Annotated in this window: 16 protein-coding genes; 6 read left to right on the top strand and 10 right to left on the bottom strand. The window is 59.4% G+C overall.

Annotation, left to right across the window (positions count from 1 at the left end; genetic code table 11):
- Positions 1-17: 17 nt before the first annotated feature.
- Genes KI617_RS12605 through KI617_RS12595 form a run of 3 tightly spaced genes read left to right on the top strand, consistent with a single transcriptional unit; the run spans position 18 to position 1569 of the window.
- On the top strand, positions 18-488 hold the full coding sequence (locus KI617_RS12605; RefSeq protein ID WP_226446773.1) for a hypothetical protein: 471 nt from the start codon (positions 18-20) through the stop codon (positions 486-488).
- Entirely contained in the window at positions 488-1090 is a 603-nt protein-coding gene (locus tag KI617_RS12600; RefSeq protein ID WP_226446771.1) for an SCO family protein, read from the top strand. Before KI617_RS12605 ends, KI617_RS12600 begins: the two co-directional genes overlap by 1 nt.
- A gap of 14 nt (positions 1091-1104) precedes the next feature.
- Positions 1105-1569, top strand: coding sequence for a copper chaperone PCu(A)C (locus KI617_RS12595; protein WP_226446769.1), 465 nt, complete (start codon positions 1105-1107; stop codon positions 1567-1569).
- A 98-nt stretch (positions 1570-1667) separates the two neighbouring features.
- Here KI617_RS12595 and KI617_RS12590 read toward each other — a convergent pair whose 3' ends face one another.
- The 3 genes from KI617_RS12590 to KI617_RS12580 all read right to left on the bottom strand — a co-directional run bounded on the left by KI617_RS12590 (position 1668) and on the right by KI617_RS12580 (position 7069).
- Positions 1668-4994 (bottom strand): bifunctional diguanylate cyclase/phosphodiesterase, encoded by a 3327-nt coding sequence (locus KI617_RS12590; protein WP_226446767.1) that lies wholly within the window; start codon positions 4992-4994, stop codon positions 1668-1670.
- Between the two features lie 285 nt (positions 4995-5279).
- The gene (locus KI617_RS12585; protein ID WP_226446765.1) at positions 5280-5813 is read right to left on the bottom strand and encodes a response regulator transcription factor; all 534 of its coding nucleotides are present in this window, start codon (positions 5811-5813) and stop codon (positions 5280-5282) included.
- A complete protein-coding gene (locus tag KI617_RS12580; RefSeq protein ID WP_226446763.1) occupies positions 5810-7069 on the bottom strand; it encodes an ATP-binding protein in 1260 nt (419 codons plus the stop codon). The genes KI617_RS12585 and KI617_RS12580 overlap by 4 nt, the downstream gene beginning before the upstream one ends.
- A gap of 87 nt (positions 7070-7156) precedes the next feature.
- On the opposite strand from KI617_RS12580, the gene KI617_RS12575 reads away from it, so the two are divergent.
- Together KI617_RS12575 and KI617_RS12570 are read left to right on the top strand one after the other, a co-directional pair.
- Entirely contained in the window at positions 7157-7819 is a 663-nt protein-coding gene (locus tag KI617_RS12575) for a c-type cytochrome (RefSeq protein WP_226446761.1), read from the top strand.
- Positions 7816-8151: a hypothetical protein gene (locus tag KI617_RS12570; RefSeq protein WP_226446760.1), complete on the top strand. Its 336-nt coding sequence runs from the start codon at positions 7816-7818 to the stop codon at positions 8149-8151. The genes KI617_RS12575 and KI617_RS12570 overlap by 4 nt, the downstream gene beginning before the upstream one ends.
- Here KI617_RS12570 and KI617_RS12565 read toward each other — a convergent pair.
- Genes KI617_RS12565 through KI617_RS12540 form a run of 6 tightly spaced genes read right to left on the bottom strand, consistent with a single transcriptional unit; the run spans position 8143 to position 12821 of the window.
- Entirely contained in the window at positions 8143-8691 is a 549-nt protein-coding gene (locus KI617_RS12565; protein ID WP_226446759.1) for a methyltransferase family protein, read from the bottom strand. The two genes, KI617_RS12570 and KI617_RS12565, sit on opposite strands and share 9 nt — an antisense overlap.
- Before the next feature lies 1 nt (position 8692).
- Positions 8693-9997: a M18 family aminopeptidase gene (locus tag KI617_RS12560; protein ID WP_226446758.1), complete on the bottom strand. Its 1305-nt coding sequence runs from the start codon at positions 9995-9997 to the stop codon at positions 8693-8695.
- A gap of 2 nt (positions 9998-9999) precedes the next feature.
- Positions 10000-10878 carry an esterase/lipase family protein gene (locus tag KI617_RS12555; RefSeq protein WP_226446757.1) on the bottom strand — a complete coding sequence of 293 codons (879 nt, stop codon included), beginning with the start codon at positions 10876-10878 and terminating at the stop codon, positions 10000-10002.
- A gap of 7 nt (positions 10879-10885) precedes the next feature.
- Complete coding sequence (dnaQ, locus tag KI617_RS12550; RefSeq protein WP_226446756.1) at positions 10886-11602, bottom strand: DNA polymerase III subunit epsilon; 717 nt, start codon at positions 11600-11602, stop codon at positions 10886-10888.
- Between the two features lie 60 nt (positions 11603-11662).
- The gene (rnhA, locus tag KI617_RS12545; protein WP_226446755.1) at positions 11663-12115 is read right to left on the bottom strand and encodes a ribonuclease HI; all 453 of its coding nucleotides are present in this window, start codon (positions 12113-12115) and stop codon (positions 11663-11665) included.
- Positions 12105-12821, bottom strand: coding sequence for a class I SAM-dependent methyltransferase (locus tag KI617_RS12540; RefSeq protein WP_226446754.1), 717 nt, complete (start codon positions 12819-12821; stop codon positions 12105-12107). The genes rnhA and KI617_RS12540 overlap by 11 nt, the downstream gene beginning before the upstream one ends.
- 28 nt (positions 12822-12849) lie before the next feature.
- Here KI617_RS12540 and gloB point away from each other — a divergent pair, with 28 nt between their 5' ends.
- Entirely contained in the window at positions 12850-13647 is a 798-nt protein-coding gene (gene gloB / locus KI617_RS12535; protein ID WP_226446753.1) for a hydroxyacylglutathione hydrolase, read from the top strand.
- Here the strand turns inward: gloB and KI617_RS12530 are convergent.
- Positions 13644-14036 carry a response regulator gene (locus KI617_RS12530; RefSeq protein WP_226446752.1) on the bottom strand — a complete coding sequence of 131 codons (393 nt, stop codon included), beginning with the start codon at positions 14034-14036 and terminating at the stop codon, positions 13644-13646. The genes gloB and KI617_RS12530 overlap by 4 nt on opposite strands.
- Positions 14037-14038 lie beyond the last annotated feature (2 nt).

The following is a 14038-nucleotide window of genomic DNA, read 5'->3' as shown; positions in this document are numbered from 1 at the left end:
GGCCCAGAAATACGCTAGTGAATAAGAAAATACTGATCGATATAATCGGTATCGAGTTGATCGCTTTGGTCGTCGTCATCGGCTACAAGTTGTCGCCGATGCTGTTACCGAAGGCCGATGTGACCATCCGGCCTGATCCGGCCTGCAACTTGCAGCAGCAGGCTTGCGCCGTGACGCTGCCGTCCGGTGGCAAGGTTGAACTGTCGATGGCGCCGCAGCCGATTCCGATGGTCAAGCCGTTTGAAGTGACGGTGGCCATGAGCGGCTTTTCGCCATCACGGGTCGAGGTGGATTTTGCCGGGATCGACATGAACATGGGGTACAACCGCCCCCAACTGGTGGAGCGCGGCGGTGGCCGTTTCTCCGGCGAAGCGACGCTGCCGGTTTGCATTACGGGCTATATGGACTGGCAGGCGACAGTGTTGATTGAAACCGGTAGCGAGCGCATTGCCGTGCCGTATCGCTTCAGTTCGGGGAGTCACGAGTGATGGCCGAACGTATTTTGATCGCAATCGCCACTTTGCTTGCCCTTGCCGTAGCGGGGGTGGCCCTTTTCTGGCAGCCGGAAATGCCGGAGCGTCCCTTGCCCAAGGCCATTATCGCGGCGGGGGGTGACTTTACGCTGCAGTCAGCCAAGGGTGATGTTTCCCTGAAGGACTACCGTGGCAAGCTGGTCCTGCTCTACTTCGGCTACACTTTCTGCCCCGATATTTGTCCGACTTCACTGGCGGCGACCTCGGAGGGGCTCAAGCAGCTTAACCCCGAGGAACTCGCCCAGGTGGCAATGATCTTCGTCTCCGTTGATCCCAAGCGCGATACGCCGGATCGGCTCGAGGAGTATGTCGAGTTCTTCCACCCGGCCATTGTCGGGGTGACGGGTACTGCCGAGAGCGTCGCCGAAATTGCCAAACGTTATGGCGTGTTCTACGCCGAACAAAAAGTCGAGACTGCTGGCGGCGGCTACGTCGTTGATCACTCGGCTGATACTTTTATCGTTGCGCCGGACGGGCAACTGGTCGGCAAGATGGCTCACGCAACCCCGCCCGATCAGGTCGTCGTAGCCATACGCAAGCATTTGAAACAACCATGATGGAGAGTAAAACCGTGAAAAAATTGTCAATGTTCGCAGCCAGCCTGATGTTCTCGGCCGGTGTTCTTGCCGGTGCTGCCGACAAGGTTTCAGTGCAGGACCCCTATGTTCGCCTGGCACCGCCCAATGCGCCGGCGACTGGCGCTTTCATGGTGATCAAGAATAACGGCGACAAGGACATCAAGGTGCTCAAGGCAGACAACCCGGTTTCCAAAGTAACGGAACTGCATACCCATCTCAATGAAGGCGGGGTCATGAAAATGCGTCCGGTGCCGGCGATTGAGATCAAGGCCAAGGGCGAAGCGGTGCTCAAGCCGGGTGGTCTGCACGTCATGCTGATCGACCTGAAGGCGCCGATGAAGGAAGGCGATATCGTGCCGATTACGCTGACCTTCGATGACGGTAGCGCCAAGCAGGTCGACGCCAAGGTAGTCCGGCCGATGGCTGCCGGCATGCCGATGTCGGAGCACAAGCATTGAGATAGATAGTGCTTCAGCGCCTGATGAAAATCAGGTCGTTGTTGGGCAAAAGGGCGCACGGATAGACCGGGCGCCCTTTTTTTATCATTCGGCCGCTATCAGCTGGCCTGTACCTCTCCGATTGATGCCTCCAGACTGATCATGCTGGCCGGCATCGGTTTGGCCATGTAGTAGCCCTGGGCAAAATCGCAGTTCAGTGCCGACAGCGCGTCGTACTGTTCCTTGGTTTCGACCCCTTCGGCGATCACCGACAGGTGAAGGCTGCTGGCCAGGGCCATGATGGCGGTGACGATAGCCCGGTCATTCTCGTTCTCGGTCATGTCGGTGATGAAAGAGCGGTCGATTTTTAGTGTGTCGACCGGGAAGCGCTTGAGGTAGGCGAGGCTGGAATAGCCCGTACCGAAGTCGTCGATGGAGAGGCGGAAACCCCGCTTGCTCAGGTTTTGCAGGGTGCCCAGCGCCAACTCGCCATCCTGCATGATGACGGTTTCCGTAATTTCCAGTTCGATGCGATCTGGCGTCAGGCCGTAGTCAGCAAGGACACCGCAGATGCTTTCGGTGAGATTGGGGTCGTTGAACTGGATGGGCGAGAGGTTCAGCGCCAGGATCGGCGGCGTGAAACCCTGGTCGATCCAGGTGCGTAATTGCGAACAGGCATGACGCAGGACGATGGTGCCAATTTCTCCGATCAGGCCGCTTTCTTCGGCCACCGTGATGAACTGGACCGGCCCGACCAAGCCCTTGGTCGGGTGGCGCCAGCGGACCAGGGCTTCGTACGACGTGATGCGGCCGGTTTTCAGATTGATGACCGGTTGATAGTGCACTTCGAATTCGTTCCGGTCGACGGCGCGACGAAGGTCGGACTCGATCTGGAAATAGTTGTCGGCGGCCGCATTCATTTCTGCCGTGAAATAACAGTAGGTATTCCGCCCGTTGGCCTTGGCCTGGTACATCGCGGTATCGGCATTGCGCATCAGGGCGTTTACCGTGACCCCGTCATTCGGATAGAAACAGATGCCGATGGATGGCGTAACGAACAACTCGTGTCCATCGATGCGAATTGGCGGGCGCAGGGATTCGAGAATCTTCGAGGCGAGTTTCCCGGCATGGGCTTCGTTCTGCTTGAGTGGCAAGGCGATCATGAACTCGTCACCACCCAGGCGAGCGATCGTGTCATCGGCTCGCAGCGTTTCGGTCAGCCGGGCTGCCACTTTTTTAAGCAGGGTGTCACCAATGTGATGGCCCAGGGAGTCGTTGATCGTCTTGAAGCGATCGAGATCGATGAACAATATGGCGACCTTGGTATTGTCCTGGGCCGCATTGTCCATCGCCTCGCCAAGCCGCTGCTGGAGCAGGGTACGGTTGGCCAGTCCGGTCAAGGCATCGTGGTGGGCCAGGTAACGTAACTTGCCTTCTATGCGCCGGCGCTCGAGAACTTCGCTTTCGAGTTCGCTGGTGCGTTCCTTGACGCGTAGTTCCAGCTCGTCCCTGGAGCGCAGCAATGCATCCTCGGCTCGCTTGCGTTCGGTGATGTCGCTGGCCACGAAGAGAAAGCCCTGGGCATGGTTGCCTTCAGGATGCAGGGCCGATATCGAGAGTTCGACGACGAATTTTCCGCCATCCTTGCGCTGGAAAGTCCATTGATTCTGATCGACCGAACCCAGCCTGACCTGCGCCAGCACGGCATCGATGGCGGTCTGCGGCTTGAAGCCCAACTCGGTGGCAAGCGCGGCCCGGCGTTGCTGGATTTCCTCTGGGATGATAAAAGAATCTGCCGGTGTTCGGCCAAGCAACTCCGTGGATGGGTACCCCAGCATCTGCTCGGCGGCCGGATTGCAGGAAACGATGTGCCCCTCGCTGTCGGTCGACAGGATCATCAGCTTGGCGCTATTCAGGATGGCGCGCTGCAGCATGACAGATTCGCGCAGGGAGTCCTCAGCCACCTTGCGCGAGGTAATGTCTTCGTAGTTCCAGATCGAGCCGTCATCGGGATGGGCTGGGTCGATGGCCCGACCGGTGATACGCAACCAGATCGGGTCCCCGTTTTGTCGCCGGTGAACGATTTCGGAAACGAAGGTTTCGCCTTTGCCAAGAATCTCGTAGGCGTTCCGGCCAAGTTCGGCATGGGCCTTGTCGGAAAAATAGGTGATCCGTGTTGGCTGGCCGGTCAACTCACCGGGGCCGTAGCCATACAGTTCCTCGAATCGGCGATTGCACTGCTGGAATATCCGGTTCCGAACAAAGGCTATCCCCGCGACGCAATGATCGAAAATCAGGCGCTGGTCGAAATAGGCTTTTTTCAGTTCCTCTTCGGCGTGTTTGAACGCCGTGCGGTCTTCGGCGATCCAGAAAACACCCATTGACGGATCGGCTGGATCGGCCACGTAACCGATCAGATTGATCCACATATCGCTGCCATCCTGGCGGCGCATGAAGAGCTCGGTCTGGAAAGGTTTTGCCTGAAACAGCGCGGGCGCAGCGCGTCGATTGAGCTCGTTGTGTTCTTCGGCGGAGCGGTAGAGCGCGGCCGTGTCCACGCCGATTCCGTTATCGCCGGGGAAACCGAACAGTTCGCCAAAACGCTGGTTGTAGCGGACTATCTTTTTATCGCGGGTGACGATGATGCCGACCGATGAGTTGGCCATCAGCGCTTCCATTTCACGCGATGATTTTTCCAGCGCATCCCGGGTGCTTACCGCTTCGGTGATGTCGGTGGTAATCCACACCGTGCCGCGATCGGCATCGTTGGCATCAATCGCTTTCGCCGACACCTGGCACCAGATCAGGTTGCCGTCTTTTTTCCGGAACTGACTGGTGGCGTTGAATGCTTTCCCTGTCGAGAGCAGCGGGGCGGCCTGACGCCCCAGCGCTTCATGGCTCTCCGGATTTGAGTAAAGTTCGACGGCGGGCATGCCGCGCAGTTCATCTGCCGTATATCCGACTATTTCCTCGAAGCGGCGATTACAGCGCAGGACGGTGCGATGAGCGGTGAATACGATGCCCACTGAAGCGTTGTTGAAGATGCTTTGCAATTCCTGCAGGGTTTCGTCGAGACTCTGCTCGGCCGCCTTGCGCGGCGAGATATCGTTGACGATCCATATCGTTCCCTCTGCAGGCTGTTCGGGATCCACAAGATAGGCGACGGCATCGACCCAGAATATATGTCCATCGCTATGCTTGAGCCGAATTTCCTGGTGAAACGGCTTGCCGGATGACAGGATCGGGCCGGCGACTGCTCCCAGTGCTTCATAGTCGGCGTCCGACGGTAAAAGCAGACTTGCCGGCTGGCCAATGACTTCAGCCTCGAATCCGAAAATCTCTGAAAACTTGGCGTTGTGCCGAAGCATGACGCCATTTTTTGTGAAAAGAATCCCCACAGGCGCGTTCTTCATCAGCGCCTGGTACTCTCGTTTTGCGTCCAGCAATTAAGTCTCCACTACATGGTGTGAATGAGTGTTTTTGTAGTTATTTATTTTGTTTTCTTTTTACAGTCTATTTACTTTACTAAAGTCATACAAGTAAATGCACATGTATTTAATTTGTGGTCGACGCAAATTGGCCAAGACCGAGTACTGCTGCCGTTCGGCATCGGGGTGGCGAAGATGGGGCTTAACAGCCTGAGTTGTGCTGCTCGGGCCGGCTGTGGGCGCCTTGGCTTTTATCACTCGGTGGTCGCCGTTTGCCCCTGAGCGATATGGAGGAGGCGTGGGTCAGGTCTTGACTGGTCGCTTCGACAGTTTGCGTTGCAGTGTCCGGCGATGCATTTTCAAGGCACGCGCCGTCGCTGAGATGTTGCCGTCATTCTCATTGAGCACGCGCTGGATGTGTTCCCATTCCAGTCGATCGACGGAGAGTGGCTCATCCGAGGCTGCTACGTCGAAATCCGGACCACCGTCATCCTCGAAAGCGGACAGGATGGCTTCGATCTCGACCGGTTTGGCCAGGTACTGGATGGCACCCAGTTTGACGGCATCGACTGCGGTGGCAATGCTGGCATAGCCGGTCAGCACGACAATGCGGCAATCCGGGTTGCTCTCGAGCAGGGGATGAATCAGTGCCAGCCCGGAGCTGCCATTCAGGTTGAGATCAAGAACGACACGATCCGGGCGAATTTCACGGGCCAGTTCGAGCGCCGATGTCGCATCCTTGGCGCCACGCGCCGGGTGTCCGCGTCGTTCCATGGTGCGAACCAGGATGGCATTGAAACTGGGGTCGTCGTCGATGATCAGCGTCATTTCATTCATGCTTGTATCCGTGGCAGTTCGATGCGGGCAAGGGCGCCGCCGTCTTCAGGGTTGCTCAGGGTCAGGGTGCCGCCGAGTTGTTCGATGGCGCTGCGGGTCAGCATCAGGCCGACACCGCTGCCGCGTTCGTGGGCCGGGAAGCTGGTTTGCCCGCCCTGTTCCAGCACTTCTGGCGGGAAACCGGGGCCGTGGTCGCGGATATCGATGCCCAGGGTGTCCGTGCACCAGGCAAGACGGACTTCCAGTGGGCTGGGCGTTGCGTTGGCGGCGTTGTTGAGCAGGTTGAGGATGGCCTGTTCCAGCCGTGGATCGGCCAGGATTTCGGGAGGCGCGCCATCGCTGGCAACGATCAGCCGACTGCTGGCTTGCGGGCGTGCCGCATGCCAGCGCTGGCGCAGGCTGTCCAGCCAGCGATTGGCTGCTTCGAGCGGGGCATTTTCCAGGCGTTCGGCCCCGGCGCGGCGCGACAGGCTGGTGATGATTTCCTTGCAGACGCCGATTTGCTGGCGGAGCAGCGCGATATCTTCACGTACGGGCTCGCTCAGGCTTGGGTCGTTGGCCAGTTCGCCGGCGAGCAAGGCCATGGTGCCGAGTGGTGTACCCAGTTCGTGAGCCGCGCCGGCGGCCAGTGTGCCCATGGCCATGACCCGTTCGTCGCGCAATGCCTGCTCGCGGGCCGTAGCCAGTTCGGCATCGCGTTCGCGAATCTGGCGAGTCATGCGGACGATGATCCAGCCGATCATGGCCGCCGACAGGACAAAAATCAGCCACATGCCGATCAGGTGCAGGCGGGTGGCGCGTGTCGCATCCGGCATCGGCAGTGGGAGGTAGAAAACCATCAGCAGGGAGTAGGCGGCGATGGCGACTGCACTGACGATGGCCGCGAAGCGCGCCGGCAGCGTCAGGGCGGCGATGGCGACGGGCGGCAGGAGCAGAGAAACCAGCGGGTTGGCGGCGCCGCCGCTGAAGAAGACGATCGCCGTCAGTGCGCCGATGTCGAAAAGCAGCTGGACGAACAGTTCGCAGGTGCTGGCAGTTTTTGACCTGATTACTCGCCATTGCGCCATCGCATTGAAGATGCCGGCGATGGCAACGATGCCGAGGAGGGGAAGCTGCGGTACCGGGATGTCAAGCAGGCCGGGTACGATCAGGATAAGCTGCGTCAATGCCGCGAGTACGAACCAGCGGCCAGCGACCAGTCGACGCAGGTTGGCCAGATTCTCGGAATTCTCGGTGGTACAGGGCGTTGTTGCCATGGGGGGGATTATGCGTGATTTGTGTCAATTTTCAGTCGCTTGGAAGATGCGACAATTCGCCGCAGCTAAATTCGGAGTTGCCATTTCATGCTGCGTTACATACAGATTCCTCTATTGCTGGCCGCCTTGATGGCGAGCCTGCCCGTTGCTGCGGTCGACCTTGAAAAAGGTAAGGAAATCAACGGTACCTGTGCCGCTTGCCACAGCGATAACGGGCAGGGGGGCAAGAAGGGCGAGTACCCGCGCATTGCCGGCCAGCAGGTTAAATACATCGAGAGCCAGCTGAAAAATTTCCGGGCACGGACCCGGGTCAATATCCCGATGTTCCCCTATACGCAGGAGCGGGAGCTTTCTGATGCCGACATCAAGGATATTGCCGCCTATCTGACCGGGATCGAACTCGACACCAAGATGCCGACCTATACCGGCAAGGAAGATGCGCTGACCAAGCTGCTGATGGCGGAAAAGGTGATGATCATTCCGCGGGCCGAGGGTGATCTGGACAATGGCGGGAAGATCTACCAGAAGCAGTGCGCCGCCTGTCATGGCAAGGCAGGCAAGGGCCGTGGCATGTTCCCGATGCTGGTCGGGCAATACACGAATTACCTGCAGCGCCAGGTGGATCTCTACCTGAAGGGCGATCGGCCGCATGACGAAGAGGGTACGGTCGGTGTGCTCAACGGCCTGAAGGCGCAGGATATTCAGGATATCCTGGCTTATCTCACCTCAATTCAGGAACCCAAGGAATGAAGCGATTCAGTTTGTCCCTGCTGGCCTTGCTGGCTGTTTCCGGTGCTTGGGCACATGGCCATCCGGGACCCATCGACGACAGCATGCCTGACGCCCAGAAAATCCGCTTTTGCGAACGCGTTCGCGATCATGCCTTGCAGGCCTTCTACAACCGTGACCGGGGTCGGCCGATGAAGCTGTTCGATGAGGATGGCAGCGACGGAGCGCGAATCACCAACTACATCATCAAGCGTGTCTATGAGGAGCCGCAGATTTCCAGCCCGAAGAAGGCTGAGACCTTCGGCCGGGCGACCTGCAACGAAATGATGAGATCAAGCACCGCTTCAGAGTAGGAAGGGGATGAAGCGCTTGGTTCGCTGCATGTAATCGGCGTAGGCGGGGCCAAAATAGGCCAGGCATTCCCGCTCGTCGGTAACCGCCGTCAGCCAAAGAGAGAATGAGGCGATTCCGACGATGATCGTACCGATCGTACTTGGATCCTGAAAATAGGCACCCCAGGCCAGCGCCAGCAGCGAGGCGTACATCGGATGGCGGATGTGGCCGAAGATGCCGTGGGAGACAAGTTGGGTGGTCTTCTCGAATTCGTAGAACGAGCCGTCATCGCGTTTTTCATTGGCGGCACCGTGACGGCGCAGGGTGCGCGTGCCTTCGGCCACCAGAAAGATGCTGAGCAGCATCAATAGCCACGAGGTGAACTGGTGTGGCGAATAGGGGTCCGTCCCCCAGACGCCATGATTGAGCACGATCAGGCCGAGAATGGCCTCCCAGGCAAAGAAACGGTAGAAGCCGTGACTGCCCGGTTTGCGCAGCGGTTTGCGCGACAGCCAGACGACCAGCAGCGTGCCGAGCAGGAAAAGGATTGGATCACTCATATCAGTCCGTGAAACTCGTGGTCAGGGCAGAAATCATGTAGGTGTGATCAAGGACACCGGCGCTCTCACGAATGCTGTGCATGGCCCACATCGGCGAACCGACATCGACGCTGGGAATGCCGAGGCGGGAGGCGACGATGGGGCCGATGGTACTGCCGCAGCCGAGATCGGTGCGGTGGGCGTACTGTTGGCAGGGCACCCCGGCTTTGGCGCAGATGGCCATGAAACGGGCGGCGGTATCGGCGTTGGTACTGTAACGCTGGTTGGCATTGCTCTTGATGACCGGCCCGGCATTTACTGTCGCGTGGTGACAGGGCTCGTAGGCAGCCGGGAAGTTGGGATGCCAGCCGTGGGCCATGTCGGCGCTGATGAAGAAACTTCGCGCTAGCATCCGGCGTTGGTCCTCGCCATCGAGGCCGGCACTGGTGGCCAGCCGGCTGATCACGTCGGAGACAAAACTGCCGCCGGCGCCGGCAGCGCTCTCGCTGCCGACTTCTTCATGGTCGAAGAAGGCGCACAGGCAGGTGGCTTGCGGTTCTTTGGTAGCGAGCAGGGCGCTCAATGCGGCATGGCAGGAGGCCAGGTTATCGAGTTGGCTGTTGGCGATGAACTCGCGATCTACGCCCCAGAAGCTGCCTTTTTGTGTGTCGTAGGCGTTCAGTTCCCAGGTCAGCAGATCGCCGGGTTCGACGCCGAGCGCCCCGGCAATCGGCTGGCGGAAGCGCGCCTCGGCTTTCGTACCGTCTTCGGAAACGCCCAGTAGCAGAGGCAGTTCGGTCTGTTTGTTGAACTTCAGGCCGCTCTCATTGACCTCGCGATTCATGTGGATGGCGAGATTGGGCAGGCGCAGCAGAGGTTCGGCAAAGTGCACCAGCCGGGTTGCGAAACCGCCCGGCGTACGAACGTTGACGCGCCCGGCCAGCGACAGGTCGCGGTCGGCGAAGGTGGCGAGGATGGGGCCACCGTAGACCTCGACGCCGAGCCTTACCATGCCAGCCGCGTCTTCGGCCGGCTTCGGCTTGAGGCGCAGGCCCGGCGAATCGGTATGGGCGCCGATCATCCGCAGGCCGGTCTCGGCAGCCGATTGCTGGCCGACGATAAAGGCAATGATCGACGATCCGCCACGCACCACGTAGTGGCGACTACCGGCGCTCAGCGTCCAGCGATCGACTTCTTCAAGCCGGCTGAAGCCAGCGGCCTGCAGCCGGGTTTCACAGGTTTGTACGGCATGCCAGGGGCTGGGGCTGGCATCGATGAAGTCGAGCAGGTCCTGGGCCTGGGCACGGGCGGTATCGGGAATGTTCATGGTTATTTCTGTTTCAACAATTCAATCAGCAGATTAGCGATGCTTTTATCATAAAGCATGGCGATGTGGCCGACAGGCGGAAGTTCGACATCGCGCGCCCCGGGCAGGCGCTGGTTGTCCTGCGGCATGGCGTAGTTGTCGTAGGCATTGCGCAGGCTGATGAACGGAATTGTCACCGCCTCGCTCGCCATGTCGCGCAGCCACAGTGAGCCCGGCTGCATTTCACGGGCATTCTTGCCGATGCCGATGCGGGCCAGCGCCGAACCTTGATGCGGGGTGGCCAATGTCAGCAGCCGGTCGACCCGATCGGAACCGTGGCGAGCCAGGTAGGAGCGGCAGATCAGGCCGCCCATGCTGTGGGCGATCAGCGTGACCTGCTTGCTGCCCGTCATGGCGCAGACCTCCTCGATACGCTGATTCAGTTGCGGGACGAGCTTGCCCAGGCTGGTATAGGGCGGGATCAGGCTGACCGAGGCGACCGTATGTCCCGCGGCTTCCAGGCGCCGGCGGAGTAGCCACCAGATGCCACGGCTACAGCCGTAACCATGGACGAGGAGGATCGGCCGGCTGCCGGCGGGCAGGCGGTCGGCCGGCATCCACAGCAGCTCGAAAGGAATGACGAGCAGGAAGGTGAGCAGGAAGGCGAGGTATTCGCCAAGCATGATCGCCAGCCGCTTGGCAAAGCCGAGGCGCGGCGCCGGCGAGGCGAAGGCCATGCCGAATGTCCAGGTCGTGGCGTTCATCCAGAAGCGCAGGCCGAGCAGGCAGTTGATGGCGCCGACGATGGCGAGCGGCCAGTCGAGTTGCATGAAATGGCGACCGATGTAGAGGTAGCCGGATATTTCCAAAGCGATCCAGATGAGTAGGGAAATTGGCAGCATGTCGGGATCAGGCCGCTTCGGTTTCAGGCTTGGGCAGCCAGATGCAGGCGCCTTTGGATTCCTTGTCGATCGCCGCCAATACCGTTTCGTGCTCGGCGATTTCCTCCGGCGAGGCGCGGCGTACGCTGAGTGGCTTGCGTTCGCGGACCTGGCCGTCGGCACCGATGTTGGGACGTGGCGCAGCGTCGGGTTCGATCATCAGGCTGTTCTGGCCGCGAGTCATGGCCAGGAAGACGTCAGCCAGCAATTCCGTATCGAGCAGCGCGCCGTGCAGGGTGCGGGTCGAATTATCGATTTCGTAGCGTTCGCACAGCGCATCGAGACTATTGCGTTTGCCGGGGTGCAGTTCCTTGGCCATGCGCAGGGTGTCGATGACGCCATTGCAGATGGTGCCGACCGGAACCCGGCCGAGGCGGTCGAGTTCGGCATTGAGGAAGCCGATGTCGAAAGGCGCGTTGTGGATGATCAGCTCGGCACCGTTGATGAACTCAAGGAATTCATCGGCGATGTCGGCAAATTTCGGCTTGTCGGCCAGGAACTCAAGGGTAATGCCGTGGACCGCCTGAGCGCCGGCGTCGATTTCTCGTTCCGGGTTGATGTATTTGTGCAGGTGGTGGCCGGTGAAGCGGCGGTTGACCATCTCGATGCATGCCACTTCGATGATGCGGTGACCCGAGCGCGGGTCGAGGCCGGTGGTTTCGGTGTCGAGGACAATCTGTCTCATTATTTGGTCACTGGTTGTCAGTTACTGGTTGTTAGCAGGGTTTGCGCTAGTAACTAATGACTAGCGACTGAGCACCAACTCGTCGATGCCGCGATTGGCCAGTGCATCGGCGCGTTCATTTTCCGGATGGCCGGAATGCCCTTTGACCCAAACCCATTCGAGCTTGTGGCGCTTGACCTGGGCATCGAGCAGTTGCCAGAGATCGGCGTTCTTGACCGGCTTCTTGTCCGAGGTTTTCCAGCCGTTCTTCTTCCAGCCGTGAATCCACTCGTTGATGCCCTTCATCACATATTGCGAGTCGGTGTAGATCTTGCCGCCAATCGGGCGCTTGAGCGCTTCGATAGCGCGAATGGCTGCGGTCAGTTCCATGCGGTTGTTGGTCGTTTCCTTCTCGCCGCCCCACAGTTCCTTCTCATGTGGCCCAAGGCGCAGGATCGCCCCCCAGCCGCCCGGGCCGGGATTGCCCTTGCAGGCGCCATCGGTAAATATTTCAACGGTTTCTTCAGCGGTCATGGCCTTCCTTTTGAGCAATCGGGCGCAGTGCCTTGGCACGCACCCCCTGCGTTTTCCATTTTGGGGTGATCAGGCGCATGCTGTGCGTGCGCTTGATGGCGCGCAGCACATAGACGCCACCGGAGAAATTCCACCAGCGCTTACTGGCGTTCTCGATGAAACGCCAGTTCTGCAGCCATTTCAGTTGATCGACGGGGGGGACGTAACATCCCAGATGGCCACGGTCGACCTCGAAACCGAGTAGTTTCATCCAGTCTTTCAGGCGATTCATCGACAGGTAGCTGCCGTTCCACGGGAACTCGCCACTGCGGTCCAGTTTGCGTTTGAGGCCCCACAGCGATAGCGGATTAAAGCCAACGATGATGACCTGGCCCTCGGGGATCAGGATGCGTTCGACTTCACGCAGGATCTGGTGCGGTTCGTCACTGAATTCGAGAATATGCGGCAGAACGACAAGGTCGATACTGTTCGAAGCGAAGGGCAGGGCCGTGTAGTTGCACTGCACATCGACCGGGCCGTGTTCGCCGCCTCGCTGGCGCAGCGGGATGCGGTTGGCACGCAGGAAGTCACCTTGCGGCAGGCCCAGTTGAAGCGCGTTGAAACCGAAAATGTCGGCGACGATGCCATCGAGCTGGCGCTGTTCCCAGTCCAGTACATAGTGGCCGGGAGCCGAGGCCAGCCAAGCGTCCAGCCCGGGAATTGACATCCGGGGCGCGTCGCTCGATAGTTCCGGTATGTTCGATATCTCTTTCATTCCCGCATTCAAAGACAATTACATCTGGCTGCTGACCCGGGGCAAGCGTGCCTTCGTCGTCGATCCCGGCGATGCTGCGCCTGTACAGGCAAGGCTGGAAGCTGACGGCTTGACGCTGGAAGGCATCCTGATCACCCATCACCACGCCGATCATCAGGGGGGCGTCGCCGACCTGAAAGCGCGCTGGCAAGCCGAGGTTCATGCACCGGGCAACGAGTCTATCACAGGCTGTACTCGTCCCCTGAGTGGTGGCGAAAGCATCGATGTACTCGGGCAGAACGTGACCGTGATCGCCGTTCCCGGCCACACGCTGGGGCATCTGGCTTATTACACGCCGGGGGCGCTTTTCTGTGGCGATACACTGTTTGGTGCCGGTTGCGGGCGCTTGTTCGAAGGGACACCGGCCCAGATGTCAGCCTCTCTGGACCGTATTGCTACCTTGCCCGATGACACACTGATTTACTGTGCGCACGAATACACCGAGATGAACCTGCGTTTCGCACTGGCGGTGGAGCCGGATAATCCGGAATTGCTGGCACGTGTGGCCAAAGTGGCTGCGCTGCGTGCTGCCGGTATGCCAAGCGTGCCGTCGACATTGGGCGAGGAAAAAGCGACCAATCCCTTCCTGCGCTGCCAGGAGCCGGCCGTGGTCGAGGCCGGTTTGCGGCATGCCGGGCCAAGTCTGGTCGGCAATGATATTGCGCAAGCTACAGACGCCGGTGATCGTTCAAAAACGGCGATTTTTACGGCTATCCGCAGCTGGCGAAACAACTTCTAGGATTTTTTCTGGCGGACTCGTCCGCTGACCTTTTCCAGGGTGTCGAGCACACGAGCCGCATTGAAGGGCTTGATGATGAAGCCGCTCGCTCCGTTCTGGATTGCTTCCTGAACCGTATCCGGGTCCGAATTGCTGGTCACCATGATGACCTCTGTCGCTGGGTAGGTTGCCTTGATTTCGCACAAGGCTTCGATACCGTTCTTTTCCGGCATCATGACATCCATGCAAGCGATGTCAGGCTTCAAGCGTTCGACCAGATCGATGGCAGCCACACCGTTGCGGGCCTCGCCGACGACGTCGTATTCCTCGCCGCGCAACATGCCGCGAAGGATGCTGCGCATCATGTCATTGTCGTCAACGATGATGACGGAAATGCGTCTTCTGGCCATGA

Source organism: Ferribacterium limneticum (assembly GCF_020510625.1).
Classification (GTDB): Bacteria; Pseudomonadota; Gammaproteobacteria; order Burkholderiales; family Rhodocyclaceae; genus Azonexus; species Azonexus limneticus_A.
This window is presented reverse-complemented; position numbering and strand designations above follow the sequence as displayed.